This is a genomic window from uncultured Clostridium sp. (assembly GCF_934754925.1).
Lineage (GTDB): Bacteria > Bacillota > Clostridia > Clostridiales > Clostridiaceae > Clostridium.
In genome coordinates this window covers 40647-59293 of record NZ_CAKVJA010000013.1, presented here as the reverse complement: position 1 = coordinate 59293, position 18647 = coordinate 40647, and the positions used below count along the sequence as shown (strand labels likewise).

The window sequence follows — 18647 nt, the reverse complement described above, 5'->3', positions numbered from 1 at the left end:
ACATGCTATACCTTCACCTATACTATAAGTTAAAGGCATTAATATTACAGTTAAAAATGCTGATATTGAAACTTCTGGTTTATCCCATTCAATTTCCTTAAGATTACTACACATTAATGAACCAACTATAATAAGTGCTGGTGCAGTTACTGCTGAAGTAATTACTGTAAGTAATGGTGAGAAGAATAATGAAATTAAAAATAATATTCCTACTACAACACTTGAAAATCCTGTTTTTGCTCCTACTGCTACTCCTGATAATGATTCAACATAAGAAGTAGTATTAGTTGTTCCAAATATAGATCCTATACAAGTGGCAACTGAATCTGCAAGTAATGCCTTAGAGCCATTTTCAACTGACCCATCTTCTTTAAGCAATCCAACCTTTGAACCAACTGCAACTAACGTACCTGCTGTATCAAAGAAATCCATAAATAAGAAAGTAAATATAACTAATATCATTTGTGGATTAAATATATTTCCTATATTTTTAAGTGCAACTCCAAATGTAGGTGCCATTGATGGTGGCATAGATATTATTGAAGTTGGAACATCTATTAATCCAAATACCATTCCAATAACTACAGTTGCTGCCATCCCAATAAATATTGCTATATTAGACCCTCTAACCATTAATATTGCTATTACAATAAGTCCGAATATTGAAAGTAATACTGTTGGATTTGTTAAATCTCCAAGTCCTACAAAGGTTGCTTCATTTGCTACAACTATTCCTGCATTTTTTAACCCAATAAAAGCTATAAATAATCCGATTCCTGCACTTACGGCAAATTTTAAATTTGTTGGTATTGATTTAATAACTAACTCTCTTAATCCTGTTGCTGATATTATTAAGAATATAACCCCTGATGCAAGTACTCCTGATAATGCTGTTTGCCAAGGAATATCCATTCCTATGCATACACTATATGTAAAGAAAGCATTTAATCCAACTCCAGGAGCTAATCCCATTGGAAATTTTGCAAATATCCCCATTATTAATGTTCCAACTGCTGCAGCTAATGCTGTTGCAACAAAGACGCTTTTTTCTGGCATTCCTGCATCCGCTAAGACACTAGGAATTAAAAATAATGCATATGCCATTGTTAAAAATGTTGTTATTCCTGCTATTGTTTCAGTTTTAAAATTTGTATTTTTTTCTTGAAAATTAAAGTATTCAGATATGAATCTTGTCATTTGTTTACCCCCATGCTTTTTATTGTAATCGTAATATTTATCGCATGTAGAGTATAAATTTGATATGTAAATTAGTGATTGTTTTCTATTTATATGTTTATATAATACTTAGATTAGAGTAGTATTTTCTTATATAAAACATATCGTAGTCAAATCATTTATGGTGATTTGGTAGAAACTGTTGGACCCTATTTCCAACTTTATACGATAAACACGATTACTTTTAATTATATGAATAATATTAATACAAATACGAATATTTGTCCAGGTTTTTTAGTTATTTTTCATAAATATCGCTGTTTTTTTATATGAACGTTCGTGTTTTTCTTTTTAATATTGAATTATATTATATAATAATAAATATTAAACCTTTATTTATATATAAAATAAAAGGCATACCTTATATTTAAGATATACCTTTTAAAAATATTATAGTAATTCTTATTTTTATTTAACCTACATAAACAATATAGATATCATAGAAACCAAAGAAATTACTACATATAATATCATTCCTACATTAACCCAAATAGTTTTAAATGCAGTTCCCTTTTCTAATTTAATTTCACCATCTAATAATGATATATTTTTTCTATTTTTTATTAATAATACTAATCCTACTATTACTATTGCTAATAATGCTAATCCTACACATCCAACAGCTACTATATTGCTACCGTCACCAATAACAGCTGGTAAAATAACGCCTCCCATTATATTTACAACTATATGTAGTATTATTGAATATTTTATAGTTCCTGTTTTTAATGCAACATAAGCAAAAATCATACCTAATGCTACTGCATAGAAAAATTGTGAGAAGTTTGCATGAAATAATCCAAATAATATTGCAGTTGTTATTATTGCAACTTTATCACCATATCTTCTTAGCTTATTTAACATTACACCTCTAAACATCATTTCTTCAATTATAGGAGATAATATTCCTGCAAAAATTAATGACCATATCCAATTGCTTCCTTCAAGCATATTTACTAATGGATTTGTAACTTCACTACCTTTAATTACTGCTATTAACATCATAAGAATATTAGTCAAAAAATTAACTATATATACTATACTATAAGACATAAAACATATTTTTATAACTTCAAAAACTCCAAGTGTTTTACTTTCTCTTTTTTCTTCTTCCGGTAAATTTTTAATCATAAGATAAAATACCGGAAATCCTATTAAATAAAAACTAATTGCAATTCCTGCGTAATTTATCCATGGAGCTGATAATAACTCTTGATTAACTACTCCAATAATTCCAAAAAATACAACTTGAATAATATTTACTAATATCATTGAAACAAAAATAGCAAGTCCAATTCTATTAAATACCTTTTTATTATCTACTTTTACCTTTAATTCCATATACCTCTCTCCTCTAATTTATTTTTAGAATTATGCACTTAATATTTTACCATTAAATAACATTACTGAGAACTCACCTTCTAATAATTTGTAAAATCATACAAAAAAAAAAAGAACCACATTCTTAATATTAAAAATGTGATTCTTAAGATCTGCAAGATTAATTTATTAGTCTAATTTCTTAGTATCAATCCAAGACATCATTTCTCTTAATTCTTTACCAACCTTTTCAATTGGATGTTCAGCTTCCATTCTTCTCATTGCATTAAATTGTGGTCTACCAACTTGGTTTTCCATTAGCCAATTTCTAGCGAAAGTACCATCTTGAATTTCAGTTAATACCTTCTTCATTTCTTTTTTAGTTTCATCAGTAACAATTCTATTACCAATCATATAATCTCCATATTCAGCAGTATCAGAAATAGAATATCTCATAGCAGCCATTCCACCTTGATACATTAAATCAACAATAAGTTTCATTTCATGTAAGCATTCAAAGTAAGCATTTTCTGGAGCATATCCTGCTTCAACTAAAGTTTCAAATCCAGCTTTTATTAATGCTGTACATCCTCCACAAAGAACTGCTTGTTCTCCAAATAAATCTGTTTCAGTTTCATCTTTAAATGTAGTTTCTAAAACTCCAGCTCTTGCTCCACCAATACCATTTGCATAAGCTAATGCTAATTCTTTTGCTTGTCCTGTTGCATCTTGATAAACAGCTATTAAGCAAGGAACTCCTGAACCTTCAGTATAAGTTCTTCTTACCATATGTCCTGGTCCCTTTGGAGCAACCATAAATACATCAACATCTGCTGGTGGTACTATTTGTCCATAATGAATGTTAAATCCATGAGCAAATACTAAAGCATTTCCAGCTTCTAAGTATTGTGCAACCTCTTCTTTGTATAATTTAGCTTGTTTTTCATCTGGTACAAGCATCATTACAACATCAGCGCTCTTTACAGCATTAGCAACTGTTGCTACTTCTAACCCTGCTGCTTTAACTCTATCCCAAGATTTACTTCCTTCATATAATCCTACTACTACATCTACTCCACTTTCATGAAGATTTAATGCATGTGCATGTCCTTGGCTACCGTACCCAATTACTGCAACTTTTTTACCTTTTAATAAATCTAAATTTGTGTCCTTTTCATAAAACATTTTTGCCATTTTTAATACCCCCGCTTTATTTATTATTTTTTATTTATTAAAATTTGCTACCATTATTACTATGATAGAAATTCAGATTAACATTCTATGTCTTCCTCATTTATTATTTGATGAATTGGTGCACCTGGTGCAACCATAGGAAATACTTTTTTATCACTATCTATCCTATAATCAATAATTACAGGCTTATTTATAGCTAATGCTTCTTTTAATACATTTTCTAGCTCTTCTCTTTTTTCAACTCTAAATCCAACACCACCAAAAGCTTCTGCAAGCTTAACAAAATCAGTTGCTCTATCTAGAGTGGTTTGAGAATATCTTGCTTCATAGAAAAGACTTTGCCATTGTCTAACCATTCCTAAAGCATTATTGTTCATTACAATAACTTTAATTGGAATATTATATTTAACTGCAGTAGCAAACTCATTGCAATTCATACCAAAGCTTCCATCTCCGGCAATATTAAATACAGTCTTATCTGGATTAGCAACCTTAGCTCCTATAGCAGCCCCTAATCCAAATCCCATTGTTCCAAGACCACCTGAAGATATTAATGTTCTAGGAGTTTTAAAGTTAAAATATTGAGCTGTCCACATTTGATGTTGTCCAACTTCTGTTGCTATAATAAAGTCTCCACTATCCATATCACTAAGCTTTTCAAATAAAAATCTTGGTGTTAACTCTTCTCCATTATCTTTATTATTCTTAGTTATAGATAAAAGTTTCAACTCATCTACAGTATTTAACCACTCTTTATTTTCTTTATTTTTTAATAAAGGCATTAATCTTTGTAATGCAACTTTTATATCACCTATAATGAATGAATCAACTTTTACATTTTTATTTACTTCAGCTGGATCCACATCTATTTGTATAACCTTAGCATTATTAATAAACTCTTTATCACTTATTACTCTATCACTAAATCTTGCTCCTAATGCAATTATCAAATCACATTTTGTTGCTAAAATATTAGATGCATTACTTCCATGCATTCCTATCATACCTGTATTTAATCTATGGTCAGAAGGTATTGCTCCTCTACACATTAGAGTTGTTGCTACTGGTGCATTTAATATTTCAGCGAAATTAATTAACTCTTCTGTAGCATCAGCATTAATAACTCCACCACCGGCATAAATAAGAGGTCTCGAAGATTCATTTATATATTTTGCAACCTCAGCTAAAACTTCTTCTGTTATATGCTTACTTTTAGGCTCAACTTTTATTGGTTCTAAATCCTTATACTCAGTTTTAGCTGCCGTTATATCTTTAGGTATATCTATTAAAACTGGTCCTGGCCTTCCTTCTCTAGCAATATAAAATGCCTTTCTAATTGTTTCTTGTAAATTATTTATATCTTTAACTATAAAATTATGTTTTGTTATAGGCATTGTTATACCAGTTATATCAACCTCTTGGAAACTATCTTTACCAAGTAAGTCTTTTGAAACATTTCCTGTTATAGCAACCAAAGGAACTGAATCCATATAAGCTGTTGCTATTCCAGTAACAAGATTAGTTGCACCTGGTCCTGATGTTGCTATACAAACACCAACCTTACCAGTAGACCTTGCATATCCATCTGCCGCATGAGCTGCACTTTGCTCATGGCAGGATAAATAATGTTTTATTTTATCTTTATATTTGTATAAATAATCATAAATATTTAATACTGCTCCTCCAGGGTATCCAAAAATAGTATCAACACCCTCGCTTAATAAACATTTAACAAGAATTTCAGCCCCTGTTAATAACACTAAAACCCCCCCTTTATTCAGTGACAAGTGGCAAGTTATAAGTGATAAGTTTATAGGATTTTCTATTTCTTATAATTTTCTTTATCATTAATATTGCCCTTGTCTATCTTGAACTTTATATTTGCTTTTTTGTCGTTTTTACAATTGAATTTAATATTTTAGATATCTCTCTACATTTATTTAGCATTTCGTTTCCTAAATCTTTCTCTATAAATTCTGTTTCCACTAACAATAGAATCCAATATTCTGTTTCATCAGCTTCCTTTAATGCTATATACATTTTAGATAAAAAATCTCTTTTACTTTGTCCTCTTAATCCTTCTTTAACATTTGCTCCTATACTAGTTGCTGATCTTAATAGTTGATTTAATAAAACACAATTTTTATTACTAGTTGATAATCTTTTATATAGATTAACTATATCAATGGCAAAATCGAAAGATTTATTTGCAATAATACTATTTGTCAAAATACACCTCCAAAATATAATAATATTTAAACTATTACCACATTTTATAAGTATATTCACTTCAACAATACTACTTCACTAACTTTCCACTTGTCACTTGAAACTTGTCACTACTTATACACTGCTCCTGTACTTGCTGAACTTACTAACTTAGCATATCTTGATAAATAGCCTTCTTTAACCTTTGGTTCAACTGGCTTTAAATTTTCTCTACGCTTAGCTAATTCTTCATCACTTACAACTAAATCTAAGTTTCCATTTAATATATCTATAGAAATAATATCCCCATCTTGTACTAAAGCTATATTTCCACCTTCAGCAGCTTCTGGTGATACATGTCCTATTGCTGCTCCTTTTGTTGCCCCACTAAATCTTCCATCAGTTATAAGAGCTACTGACTTATCTAATCCCATTCCACAAATAGCTGAAGTTGGTGATAACATTTCTCTCATTCCTGGTCCACCTTTCGGACCTTCATATCTAATTACTACAACATCACCTTCAACTATTTTCTTTCCTAATATAGCTTCTATAGCTTCCTCTTCAGAATCAAAAACCTTAGCTGGACCCTGATGCTTCAACATTTCTTTAAGTACTGCAGATCTTTTAACTACAGCACCATCTAGAGCTAAATTTCCTTTTAAAATTGCAATTCCACCAGTTTCACTATATGGGTTTTCAATATGTTTTATTACTGAATAATCTAAAACCTTAGCATTTTCTATATTCTCTCCAACAGTTTTTCCTGTGGCTGTAATACAATTTAAATTTAATAAATTCTTTTTATTTAACTCACTCATTACAGCTCTTATTCCACCTGCTGCATATAAATCCTCAATATGTGTATCAGAAGCAGGTGCTAATTTACAAAGATTAGGTACCTTAGCCGACATTTCATTTATAATATCTAAATTTATAGGTGATTTTGCCTCATTTGAAATAGCAGTTAAATGTAAAACACTATTTGTTGAACATCCTAGCGCCATATCTACTGTTAATGCATTTTTTATTGACTCTTCAGTAATTATATCTCTTGGTTTTATATCTTTTTCTAAAAGATTCATTACTGCCATACCAGCATACTTAGCAAGCCTAATTCTTTCTGAATAAACTGCTGGTATTGTTCCATTTCCAGGTAAAGCAATTCCTAAAACTTCACATAAACAATTCATAGAGTTTGCTGTAAACATTCCTGAACATGATCCACATGTAGGACAAGCTTTTTCTTCTAAATCAGCTAAGTCTGACTCTAGCATTAAACCACTTTCTACTGACCCAACAGCTTCAAACATTGTAGATAATGAAACCTCTTTATCTTTGAATTTACCAGCTAACATTGGACCACCACTTACAACTACTGATGGTATATTTAATCTTAAAGCTGCCATAACCATTCCTGGAACTATCTTATCGCAGTTTGGTATAAATACTAATGCATCAAATGCATGTGCCTTTGCCATACATTCAATAGAATCTGCTATAAGTTCCCTTGTAGCTAAAGAATATTTCATTCCTTCGTGTCCCATTGCAATACCATCGCATACCCCTATAGTTGGAAATACTAATGGCGTTCCTCCAGACATCAATATACCCTTTTTTACACCCTCAACAATTTTATCTAAGTTTATATGTCCTGGAATTATATCATTTTGGGATGTAACAACACCTATTAAAGGCTTATTTATTTCTTCATCAGTTAATCCTGATGCCTTAAATAACGATCTATGCGGAGCCTTTGTGACTCCTTTCTTTACTACATCACTTCTCATTTAAATCCCTCCGTAATTAGTTTTAAGTGACAAGTTTCAAGTAGCAAGTTTTCAGAGTAAATTTAGTTAATACAAAATTATATATTTTTGAAACTCCCCAGGAGTTTCCTCCTTAACTTGTCACTTATCACTTGCAACTTGTCACTCACCAACTCTTGCCACTTACTAAATTCTCTCTACAACAAGCGTTCCCATTTCCTTAGTACCAACAAGAATAGTACCTTCACTACTAATATCCCCAGTTCTATAACCTTCTTCTAAAACTTTAACTACTGCATTTTCTATATCATTTGCTTCATTTTCTAAATTAAAGCTATATCTTAACATCATAGCCGTAGAAAGAATTGTTGCCAGTGGATTTGCTATTCCTTTCCCTGCAATATCAGGTGCAGAACCATGTATTGGTTCATACATTCCTAAATTACCTTTACCTAAAGATGCTGAAGGTAACATTCCTATTGATCCAGTAATCATTGATGCTTCATCAGATAATATATCTCCAAACATATTTGAAGTAACAATAACATCAAATTGTCTAGGATCTTTAACTAATTGCATAGAAGCATTATCAATATATAAATGATTAACTTCTACTTCTGGATATTCTTTAGACATTTTTTCTACTACACTTCTCCATAATCTAGAACTTTCTAATATATTAGCCTTATCAACACTTGTTAATTTCTTATTTCTCTTCATTGCTGTATCAAAGCCTATTTTTACTATTCTTTCTATTTCTTCTATATTATATCTTTCAGTATCATATGCTGAAACAACTCCATCAACAACATCTCTGCCTCTCTCGCCGAAGTAAATTCCTCCAGTAAGTTCTCTTACAACACAAATATCAATTCCATCCCCAATAATTGTATCTTTTAATGGTGATGCTTCTTTTAATGCTTTATATAAAAGTGCAGGTCTTAAATTACAATATAAATTTAATCCACCTCTTAATCCTAATAAGGCTTGCTCTGGTCTTACTTTTGCATTAGGATCATCCCATTTAGGTCCTCCAACAGCACCTAAAAGTACTGCATCACTTTTTTTACAAACCTCTAAAGTCTTATCTGGTAATGGTGTTCCTAAACTATCTATTGCACATCCACCTGCTTGTAAAAATTCAAACTCAAAATTATGATTATATTTTTCTTCAATCTTACTTAATACTTTTATTGATTCATCTATAACCTCTGGCCCTATTCCATCCCCTGGTATAACCGCTATATTAAAATTCATAATTTATCCCCCTTAATTACCCTATAAACTAAGTACAACCTTTATTTTTTAATCTATAAAATGTACTCAATTTACTTTTTATACTTATTGCCTCATATTTTTAATTTAATAATCTATTATTTTTCTTTAGAATTTTTTATATATCCTATAAGACCATTACTATTTATTATTTTTTGCATAAATTCTGGGAATGCTTCCCCTTGATACTGCTCATTTTTAGTTAGATTTTTAATAACTCCAGTATCAAAATTTACCTCTAACTTATCTCCTGCTTCAATACTTTTAACTGCTTGGTCACATTCAAGAATTGGTAAACCAATATTAATAGCGTTTCTATAGAAAATTCTCGCAAAAGTTGATGCTATAACACAACTAACTCCACTTTCTTTAATGGCTATAGGTGCATGCTCTCTTGACGAACCACACCCAAAATTTTTATTTGCAACTATAATATCTCCTTCTTGAACTTCCTTTGCAAAATTTAAATCTATATCTTCCATACAATGTGCTGCTAATTCCTTTGGATCTGATGTATTTAAATATCTTGCTGGTATAATTACATCTGTATCTACGTTATCTCCATATTTAAAAACTCTTCCTGTTGCTTTCATATTTATTTACCCCCTTAAAGTGTTTCCGGATTTGTTATTTTTCCTGTTATTGCTGAAGCTGCTGCAACTGCTGGACTTGCTAAATAAACTTCTGATTCAACATGTCCCATTCTTCCTACAAAGTTTCTATTAGTAGTTGAAATTGCTCTTTCACCCTTAGCTAATATACCCATATGTCCACCTAAGCATGGTCCACAAGTTGGTGTTGAAACAACTGCTCCTGCCTCTATTAAATCCTTTATTATTCCTTCTTCTAATGCTTGTAAATAAATTTTTTGAGTTCCAGGGAACACTATACATCTAACTCTCTTGTTTACCTTTTTTCCCTTTAAGATATCTCTTGCAATTCTTAAATCTGAAATTCTTCCATTTGTACATGATCCTATTACAGCTTGATCTATATCTATATCCCCAACTTCATCAATAGTTCTTGTATTATCTGGTAAGTGTGGGAATGCAACTGTTGGCCTTAAAGTAGATAAATCTATTTCATAAACTTCGTCATATTTAGCATCTTCATCAGCTTCATATACTTTCCATTCCTTCTTTCCATGTTCTTTTAAATATTCAATTGTTTTTTCATCTACTGGGAATATACCATTCTTTCCTCCAGCTTCAATAGCCATATTTGCCATTGTAAATCTATCATCCATTGATAAATAACTAAGTCCATCTCCGAAAAATTCCATTGATTTATATAAAGCTCCATCTACCCCTATCATTCCAATAATATGAAGTATTACATCTTTTCCACTTACCCACTTTGATGGTTTTCCTTTTAAAATAAACTTTAATGCCGAAGGCACCTTAAACCAACACTTTCCTGTAGCCATTCCAGCAGCCATATCTGTTGAACCTATTCCAGTAGAAAAGGCTCCTAATGCACCATAAGTACATGTATGAGAATCAGCCCCAATGACTACATCACCAGCAACCACTAATCCTTTCTCTGGTAATAAACAATGCTCTATCCCCATTTCACCTATTTCAAAGAAATTTGTTATTCCCTTTTCTCTTGAAAACTCTCTAATAAATTTACACTGCTCTGCTGCCTTTATATCTTTATTAGGAGTAAAGTGATCTGGAACAATTGCTATCTTATCCTTATCGAATACTTTTTTTACCCCAAACTTTTTAAATTCCTTTACTGCAACAGGAGAAGTAATATCATTTCCTAATACTAAATCTAAATTTGCTTCTATTAATTGCCCTGCTTTTACGCTTTCTAATCCTGCATGTGCAGCTAATATTTTTTGTGTCATTGTCATTGCCATGAGTGTTTCCCCCTTTAAAAATATGCTTTTGCTTTTCTTTCAATATCTTTTATAAGCTTATACTCTATTGAATCAACTAATGCAATCCAACTTGCTTGAATTACATCTTTAGATACCCCAACTGTACTCCAACTTTCGTTGCCATCAGTACTTTCTATTAATACTCTAACTTTTGCACCTGTAGTACTTTCTGAATCTAAAACCCTAACTTTATAGTCAACTAATTTAACCTCTTTTAGCTCTGGATAAAATACCTCTAATGCTTTTCTTAGTGCTTTATCTAAAGCATTTACAGGTCCATCACCCTCAGCTGCTGTCATTTCAGTTTTTCCATCAACAGTTATATTAATTAATGCTGTTGAGCTAAATTCTCCATTATTCCATGGATTTTCTCCCATTGTTTTAAAATGATTTAACTTAAAAAACGGCCTGTACTTACCTATTGTTTTTCTTATTAATAACTCAACAGTACCTTCTGCACCTTCAAATTGATAGCCTTCATACTCTAGTTCCTTCAATCTTTTAGTAACTTTTTTAACCTCTTCTCCATCTTTCTTAACACTTGGAAAAATTTTGTGTATTTCTTGTAAAACTGTACTTTTACCACTTACCTCTGATAGTAAAAACCTTCTTTTATTGCCAACCACCTCTGGTTTTATATGCTCATAAGATTGAGTTGCTTTACAAATAGCATCTATATGCATACCTCCCTTATGTGCAAATGCAGATTTACCAATGTAAGGGGCTGAATCTTCCAATTGAATATTTGATATCTCTGAAATATATCTAGCCTTTGCTGTTAGTTCTTTTAAATAGTTCTTTGATTTTATATTAAAATCCATTTTAAGTGCTATTGTTGGAATTACAGTGCTTAAATTAGTATTTCCACAACGTTCTCCTACCCCAATAAAAGTTCCTTGAATATGTGATACGCCTGATTCTATTGATATTATTGAATTTGCCACTGCCATTCCTATATCATTGTGACAATGTATTCCTATCATATTTCCAAACTTTTTCTCAACTTCAAATGTTATTTCTTTTATTTCACTAGGCAATGTTCCACCATTAGTATCACATAAGACTAAAGTTTTTGCTCCTGCCTCTTTTGCAACCCTTAAAGTAGACATAGCATATTCACTATTTTCTTTATATCCATCAAAGAAATGTTCTGCATCAAATATTACTTCTTTATTAATTTTTTTTAAGTATTTTATAGTTTCTTCTATCATCTTTAAATTTTCTGATAAAGATGTTTTTAATATGTCAGTAACCTGAAAAGCTGATGATTTACCAAATATAGATACTACATCCGTATTTGCTTCTATTAAACTTTTTATATTTACATCATCTTCAACTTTTATATCTGGTTTTCTTGTAGCCCCAAATGCCACTAATCTAGAATTCTTTAATTTTATATCTTTTACTACTTTAAAAAATTCCATATCTTTAGGATTTGATCCTGGATTACCAGCCTCTATATAATCAATCCCCACCTCATCTAAAGCTTTGACTATTTTCAGCTTATCTTCCAAGGAAAATGATATACCTTGTCCCTGGGCACCATCCCTTAAGGTAGAATCAAAAATTTCTATATATCTATTCAAATTTAAAAAGCCCCCTTTTTTAGTTTCAAGTTTTAAGTGACAAACGGCAAGTTTTATCTTTAACTTTCAAATTATCACTTATTCCCCTTGCTCCTAACTACTAACTAATTAAATATTTCACAGTAATCTGTTATATCATTAGATCCCCTTTCTAATGCACATACTCCTGTTCTTACTAATTCTTTTATTTCATACTCTTCTAAAAGCTTTATAAGAGCGTTTATTTTACTTTCATCCCCTGTTAATTCAATAGTTAACGTTTCTGGAGAAACATCTATTATTTTACTTCTAAATATTTTTACTACTTCATTTACTGCTGCTCTTTGCTCAGCATCAGCTTTAACTTTAATAAGTACTAATTCCCTATATACCGAATTTTCAAATTTTAAATTTAATACTCTTAAAACATCTTCTAGCTTATTTAACTGTTTAGTAAATTGTTCTAAAACATCTTCACTTCCGTTTAAGGTAATAGTCATTCTTGAAATCTCTGGATTTTCTGTTCTTCCAACAGTTAAACTATCAATATTAAATCCTCTTCTTGCAAATAATCCTGAAACTCTTGTTAGTACTCCTGAAGAATTCCTAACTAAGACAGATAAAACATGTCTTTCCATTTTAATACCCCCAATGAAATAATTTGTAATTATTGAACAAAATGGTTCTAAATTAGGTTAAAAAAATCCCACCCTTAATGATAAAATCATAACGGTGGGATAAAATTCCTCATCATTAATATCACTAGGTTCCAACAAACCCTTGCATTTAACGGTGCTTACCGGTAACTCCCTACTTATTATTAACTAATGTTCAGGATACAGCTCAAGAGTGATCGTTATTTAGTTAAAGTATCCATTCGCAGCATCCATGGACTCTCTGAAACTTTTTTGCCTAAATAAGCATCTCTATCACAGCTTTTATTTTTCAAAAGAACTTCCAAAATATTCTATTGTTAATATCTTACTCTTTATTTTTATATTCTGTCAATACGCTCTTTATATTTTTAGTAAATTAATTATATTTTTCTTACTTTTTAAATATTTTTTAATATTTTATTAATATTTAATCCAACTTATTAATATATTTCTATTTTTATTTTAAAAACAATACCATATTAATAATATATAAATTTATTAATCTTAAAATTTGTATAGGAATTTTAGAGTTGTATTATAATTTCGTAAATTTTCACAAAAAAAAGTTAATGTCTATAAAAACATTAACTTTTTAATATATTAAATTTTACTTAATATTAAATCTACCAAGCTATTTGCCATTGCATTTATTTCTTCTTGATTTTCTCCCTCAAGCATAACTCTTACTAATGGTTCAGTTCCTGATGGTCTTATAAGAACTCTTCCTACACCATTAAGCTTTGACTCAACAGCATTTATAGCATCAATTATTTCTTTATCTTCTAAATAAATATTCTTCTTTTCATTTGGAACCTTAGCATTAACTAATACTTGTGGTAATTCTTTCATTACTCCAGCTAATTCACTAAAAGTTTTACCACTTTCCTTAAGTATTGCTGCAATTTGAAGTGCAGTAACTAATCCGTCCCCAGTAGTATTATGATGTAAGAATATTATGTGACCTGATTGCTCTCCACCTAATATATAATTTTCTTTAAGCATCTCTTCAAGTACATATCTATCTCCAACTTTAGTCTTAACTAAATTAATTCCTTCTCTCTTAGCAGCAATATCTAATCCTAAATTGCTCATTACTGTTACTACTAAAGTATCATCTTTTAATCTTCCTGATTCCTTTAAAGCCTTTGCACAAATCGTTAATAAGAAATCACCATTTATCATATTTCCTTTCTCGTCAACAGCTAAACATCTATCAGCATCTCCATCAAAAGCAAATCCAATATCACAATTTTTTCTTACAACATAATCCATTAACTCTTCCATGTGAGTTGACCCACAATTTTCATTTATATTGTTTCCATCTGGATTATCATTGATTACATAAACTCTAGCACCTAAAGCTCTAAATGCTTTAACTGCTGCCTTATAAGCTGCACCATTTGCACAATCTAAGGCTACTCTAAGTCCTTTTAAATCAGTTTTAATTGTGCTCATTGCATAATCTATATATTCTCTTAATGCTGTTTCCTCAGTATATGATCTTCCAACAGCTCCTCCAACAGGACTTGGAACACCCTCAAAATTACTTTCTATTACAGCTTGTATTTGATCTTCTAATTCATCAGATAACTTATATCCTCTACCATCAAAGAATTTAATTCCATTGTATTCAACTGGATTATGTGATGCTGAAATCATAACTCCTGCATCTGCATTGTATTCTCTTGTTAAATGAGCTACTGCAGGTGTTGGAACTACACCTAAAATTACAGCCTCTGCTCCAACTGAAAGAATACCTGCAACTAAAGCTGCTTCTAACATATCTCCTGATATTCTAGTATCCTTAGCAACTAATATTTTAGGTTTATGTGTCCCTTCTGTTAAAACAAATGCACCTGCTCTTCCTAAACTATAAGCTAATTCTGCTGTTAATTCTGTATTAGCTATTCCTCTAACACCATCTGTTCCGAACATTCTACTCATATATAATACCTCACTTATTTATTTCAATTTAACTCTTATAGTATATCCTTTATTCCGTTTTTTTACAATAGCATATAAGCTTGTATTTATTATGCTTTATAGCTTATTTATCTTTAGAGTTAATTCTATCTAATACTATATCATAACCACCTTGCCCATAATTAAGGCACTTATTAACTCTACTTATAGTTGCTGTGCTAGCACCTGTTGTTTCTGCTATTTCTGTATAAACGCGTTTTTCTCTAAGCATTTTTGCTACTTGAATTCTCTGAGATATAGACTTTAGCTCTGTAATAGTTGCAATATCTTCAAAAAATTTATAACATTCATCTATATTTTCTAATTCTAAAATTGCTTGAAATAGCATATCTAAATCATTTTTAAATTCTAACTCTTTTAGGCCCATATTATCACTCCTATTTAGATTACATCTTAATTTTAACACTTTAGCGTACTAAATTTAAGGTGTAATTCATATTTTTCTTTTGTTTATTCATCAAACTCTTCTAAACAACAATTTATTTTAACATATTTATCATATATACTTCTAGTTGGCAATAACCATACTTCTCCTATACCATAGTAAAAAGTATTAATACTCTGCTCAATATTATCATCTACTACATTTGAATACTTTTCAAAACCAACATTAATATTACTACTTTTTAATATAACTAAATCTTCATTAACAGTTAGTCTATCATTAAATAACTTACACCTTATTATTTCCTTTTCTGAAACTGGTAACTTTAATACCACAACTCCACTTCCATTAAGCTTTATTTCTTTATCATTATCCTTTATGGTTTTTATATCAATTTCTTCATCACATGCATAAAACATTGAATCACTAATTATTATTTCTTCATCAACTAATTCTACCAATGTAAAATCACTAAAACTAGATTTTAGTAAAATTTCTCCAGTTCCTTTAAATATTGTTTTATCTTTACTAGCTATTACTTTCTTAGAATCAAATATTAATTTTTTAATTCCCTTATATTCATGAACCAAATCACTTCTTTCAATATACCCTTTCATATAACTTAACTCATTGTTTTGTATTTTTACAGCACTTTCATTTAACAATATTCTTACTTGCTTAAGCCTTTGCCCTGTATTCTCTATTTTCTTAATAGCTAATATACTTTCTACTCTATTTACTCCACTAAGTTCATTATATTTTAAAATCTGAAATTTAGATTCATCTCCTAATTCAGATACTAAAGTCAATTTATTTTTCATTTCAATATTACTTCTCATAGTCCCTCCATACAATTAATATTTCATACCATAAATTATTTCCATATTATTGTAAAGTAAAACTATGTTATTATATTTTTCAAAATAAAAAAGTGCGTATAACGCACTTAAAAATTTAAAATTTTATTTTTAATACTCTCTAGCCTCTTCTTCTCCATTAAGGACTCTAATAGCACCTTGAGCTAAAGCTAATAATTCATCTTCACCTGGATAAATAGTTAAATCACTAATCCATTGAACCTTTTCTTTAATTGCATTAACAACTATAGGTGAATATGCTATTCCACCAGTTAAGATTATTTGATTTACTTTTCCATTAAGAACAGTAGACATTTCTCCAATAGCTTTGCATATTTGATAAATAAATGCATCAAATATTAATGAAGCATATTCATTCCCTTCTTCTCGAGCCTTTAGAACATCTCTAGCATCATTAGTATTAAGATAAGCAACATAACCGCCCTTACCAACTATTTTGCTATATATTTCTGATTGAGTATACTTTCCACTAAAGCATAACTTAACTAAATCTCCAACAGGGACTGACCCTGACCTTTCTGGTGAAAAAGGCCCATCTCCATCTAAAGTATTATTTACATCAACTACTAATCCACCTCTATGAGCAGCAACAGATACCCCTCCACCCATATGAACTACAACAAGATTTAAATCATCATATTTACTTCCATTCTCCTTTGCATATCTCTTAGCAACTGCTTTTTGATTTAATGCATGAAAAATACTTCTTCTTGGCAGTTCAGGAATACCTGAAATTCTAGCTACATCTTGTAATTCATCTACAACAACAGGATCAACTATAAATGATCTTATTCCAACTTCATTTGCAATTTCACTGGCTAATATTCCACCTAAATTAGATGCATGTTGACCTGACACTCCAACTTTTAAGTCTTCTAGTAATTTATCAGTAACTTCATAAGTACCTCCTGGAATAGGTCTAAGCATTCCACCTCTTCCTACTATTGCATCTAATGAATTTAAATCTATATTATTTTCTTTCAAAACATTCATTATAACTTCTTTCCTGAAGCCTTTTTGTTCAAAAATACTATCATACTTTGCTATTTCATCAGATGAATGTCTTAATGTTTCAACTAAAACTTCTTTTTCATCTGAATACACACCTATTTTAGTAGATGTTGACCCTGGATTAATTATTAGTAACTTATATGCCATAGTTCTCAATACCCCCTAATATTACTTTCTATTCTCTGAAACTAATGCTGCTAATGCAATAGAATTTACCTTTGTTTCAAAACTATCTGCTCTTGATGTTAAAATAACAGGAGCTGATGTTCCAACTAATATACCACCATTCTTTGTTGGTGCTGTATAAGTTAATGATTTATACATAACATTTGCAACATCTATATTAGGAAGTAATAGTATGTCAGCTTTACCTGCTACCGGACCAGTAATTCCTTTATGATGTGCTGCTTCCTCTGATAATGCATTATCTAAAGCTAAAGGCCCATCAACTATGCAGCCCTTAATTTGACCTCTATCACTCATTTTAGATAATAAAGCTGCATCTACTGTTGCTGGCATATCTGGATTTACTACCTCAACAGCACAAACTGGTGCAACTTTTGGATTTTCTATTCCACAAGACTTTGCAACCATTACAGAGTTATTTATTATTTGAACCTTTTGTTTTAAATCTGGATAAGTATTGAAAGCAGCGTCTGTTAATAGTATTAATCTATCTATTCCTTCAATTTCAAATACAGAAACATGAGACATTAGTTTTCCTGTTCTAAGTCCAACTTCTTTATTTAATACACTTCTTAAAAATGTAGCTGTATCTACTAATCCTTTCATAACCATATCTGCTGCACCACTAGAAACTAATTGTATTGCTTTTAATGTTGCTTTTTTAATATCTTCTTCATGAATTATTTCAAAATCTGTTAAATCCATATCTATTTTTGCAGCAACTTCTTTAATCTTTGATTTGTCTCCAACCAAAATAGCATCTGCTATTCCTCTATCCTTTGCTGCCTTAACAGCCTCCAAAACTGGTTCATCTTGAGCTACTGCTACAGATAATTTCTTTGTTTCTGCTACTCTTAACTTTGAAAGTAAATCATCAAAATTTTTACTCATAATACACCTCTCCTATTATACCCCTTTATTTAATAACCACATCAATTATAATACTTGAAAATATTATTATATATTGAAATATTTACCTATTATTTATTTTATCAAAGTTTTTAATAAAAACCTAAATTTTCAGAAAATTCATGTTAATTTTTTAACTACTTCTATAAAATAAAAATAAAGAAAATCAATAATTTTCTATAAC

Annotated in this window: 16 protein-coding genes and 1 riboswitch; all 16 genes read right to left on the bottom strand. The window is 30.3% G+C overall.

Going from position 1 to position 18647, the window contains the following annotated elements; genetic code table 11:
* Positions 1-1197: NCS2 family permease (locus Q0G30_RS06510; protein ID WP_294388010.1), on the bottom strand; the 1197-nt coding region annotated here is incomplete at its 3' end.
* A gap of 126 nt (positions 1198-1323) precedes the next feature.
* Positions 1324-1425: riboswitch (purine riboswitch) on the bottom strand.
* A gap of 228 nt (positions 1426-1653) precedes the next feature.
* Entirely contained in the window at positions 1654-2577 is a 924-nt protein-coding gene (locus Q0G30_RS06505) for a type II CAAX endopeptidase family protein (RefSeq protein ID WP_294388007.1), read from the bottom strand.
* A gap of 168 nt (positions 2578-2745) precedes the next feature.
* The gene (ilvC, locus tag Q0G30_RS06500) at positions 2746-3750 is read right to left on the bottom strand and encodes a ketol-acid reductoisomerase (RefSeq protein WP_195468587.1); all 1005 of its coding nucleotides are present in this window, start codon (positions 3748-3750) and stop codon (positions 2746-2748) included.
* A gap of 77 nt (positions 3751-3827) precedes the next feature.
* A complete protein-coding gene (ilvB, locus tag Q0G30_RS06495; RefSeq protein ID WP_294387999.1) occupies positions 3828-5510 on the bottom strand; it encodes a biosynthetic-type acetolactate synthase large subunit in 1683 nt (560 codons plus the stop codon).
* Positions 5511-5625: 115 nt separating this feature from the next.
* Complete coding sequence (locus Q0G30_RS06490; protein WP_294387996.1) at positions 5626-5979, bottom strand: four helix bundle protein; 354 nt, start codon at positions 5977-5979, stop codon at positions 5626-5628.
* Between the two features lie 110 nt (positions 5980-6089).
* Entirely contained in the window at positions 6090-7748 is a 1659-nt protein-coding gene (gene ilvD / locus Q0G30_RS06485) for a dihydroxy-acid dehydratase (protein WP_294387993.1), read from the bottom strand.
* A gap of 165 nt (positions 7749-7913) precedes the next feature.
* The gene (gene leuB / locus Q0G30_RS06480; RefSeq protein WP_294387990.1) at positions 7914-8984 is read right to left on the bottom strand and encodes a 3-isopropylmalate dehydrogenase; all 1071 of its coding nucleotides are present in this window, start codon (positions 8982-8984) and stop codon (positions 7914-7916) included.
* A gap of 116 nt (positions 8985-9100) precedes the next feature.
* On the bottom strand, positions 9101-9595 hold the full coding sequence (leuD, locus tag Q0G30_RS06475; protein WP_294387988.1) for a 3-isopropylmalate dehydratase small subunit: 495 nt from the start codon (positions 9593-9595) through the stop codon (positions 9101-9103).
* 14 nt (positions 9596-9609) lie between these two features.
* Complete coding sequence (gene leuC / locus Q0G30_RS06470; protein WP_294387986.1) at positions 9610-10869, bottom strand: 3-isopropylmalate dehydratase large subunit; 1260 nt, start codon at positions 10867-10869, stop codon at positions 9610-9612.
* Between the two features lie 14 nt (positions 10870-10883).
* Positions 10884-12476, bottom strand: a complete 1593-nt coding sequence (gene cimA, locus Q0G30_RS06465; protein ID WP_294387983.1) for a citramalate synthase — start codon at positions 12474-12476, stop codon at positions 10884-10886.
* 104 nt (positions 12477-12580) lie between these two features.
* The gene (ilvN, locus tag Q0G30_RS06460) at positions 12581-13093 is read right to left on the bottom strand and encodes an acetolactate synthase small subunit (protein WP_294387979.1); all 513 of its coding nucleotides are present in this window, start codon (positions 13091-13093) and stop codon (positions 12581-12583) included.
* A gap of 618 nt (positions 13094-13711) precedes the next feature.
* Positions 13712-15055: a phosphoglucosamine mutase gene (gene glmM, locus Q0G30_RS06455; protein ID WP_294387977.1), complete on the bottom strand. Its 1344-nt coding sequence runs from the start codon at positions 15053-15055 to the stop codon at positions 13712-13714.
* 103 nt (positions 15056-15158) lie between these two features.
* Entirely contained in the window at positions 15159-15461 is a 303-nt protein-coding gene (locus Q0G30_RS06450; protein ID WP_294387974.1) for a YerC/YecD family TrpR-related protein, read from the bottom strand.
* 83 nt (positions 15462-15544) lie between these two features.
* Complete coding sequence (locus Q0G30_RS06445; RefSeq protein ID WP_294387972.1) at positions 15545-16318, bottom strand: AIM24 family protein; 774 nt, start codon at positions 16316-16318, stop codon at positions 15545-15547.
* 129 nt (positions 16319-16447) lie between these two features.
* Complete coding sequence (buk, locus tag Q0G30_RS06440) at positions 16448-17515, bottom strand: butyrate kinase (RefSeq protein WP_294387970.1); 1068 nt, start codon at positions 17513-17515, stop codon at positions 16448-16450.
* A gap of 21 nt (positions 17516-17536) precedes the next feature.
* On the bottom strand, positions 17537-18445 hold the full coding sequence (gene ptb, locus Q0G30_RS06435; RefSeq protein ID WP_294387967.1) for a phosphate butyryltransferase: 909 nt from the start codon (positions 18443-18445) through the stop codon (positions 17537-17539).
* Between the last annotated feature and the right edge of the window lie 202 nt (positions 18446-18647).

Coding starts and splice junctions, on each gene's coding strand:
- ilvC (WP_195468587.1), bottom strand. CDS start 3,750: ATGGCAAAAATGTTTTATGAAAAGGACACAAATTTAGATTTATTAAAA.
- glmM (WP_294387977.1), bottom strand. CDS start 15,055: ATGAGTAGAATGTTCGGAACAGATGGTGTTAGAGGAATAGCTAATACA.
- Q0G30_RS06450 (WP_294387974.1), bottom strand. CDS start 15,461: ATGGGCCTAAAAGAGTTAGAATTTAAAAATGATTTAGATATGCTATTT.
- buk (WP_294387970.1), bottom strand. CDS start 17,515: ATGGCATATAAGTTACTAATAATTAATCCAGGGTCAACATCTACTAAA.
- leuD (WP_294387988.1), bottom strand. CDS start 9,595: ATGAAAGCAACAGGAAGAGTTTTTAAATATGGAGATAACGTAGATACA.
- leuB (WP_294387990.1), bottom strand. CDS start 8,984: ATGAATTTTAATATAGCGGTTATACCAGGGGATGGAATAGGGCCAGAG.
- Q0G30_RS06445 (WP_294387972.1), bottom strand. CDS start 16,318: ATGAGAAGTAATATTGAAATGAAAAATAAATTGACTTTAGTATCTGAA.
- ptb (WP_294387967.1), bottom strand. CDS start 18,445: ATGAGTAAAAATTTTGATGATTTACTTTCAAAGTTAAGAGTAGCAGAA.
- Q0G30_RS06505 (WP_294388007.1), bottom strand. CDS start 2,577: ATGGAATTAAAGGTAAAAGTAGATAATAAAAAGGTATTTAATAGAATT.
- ilvD (WP_294387993.1), bottom strand. CDS start 7,748: ATGAGAAGTGATGTAGTAAAGAAAGGAGTCACAAAGGCTCCGCATAGA.
- ilvN (WP_294387979.1), bottom strand. CDS start 13,093: ATGGAAAGACATGTTTTATCTGTCTTAGTTAGGAATTCTTCAGGAGTA.
- leuC (WP_294387986.1), bottom strand. CDS start 10,869: ATGGCAATGACAATGACACAAAAAATATTAGCTGCACATGCAGGATTA.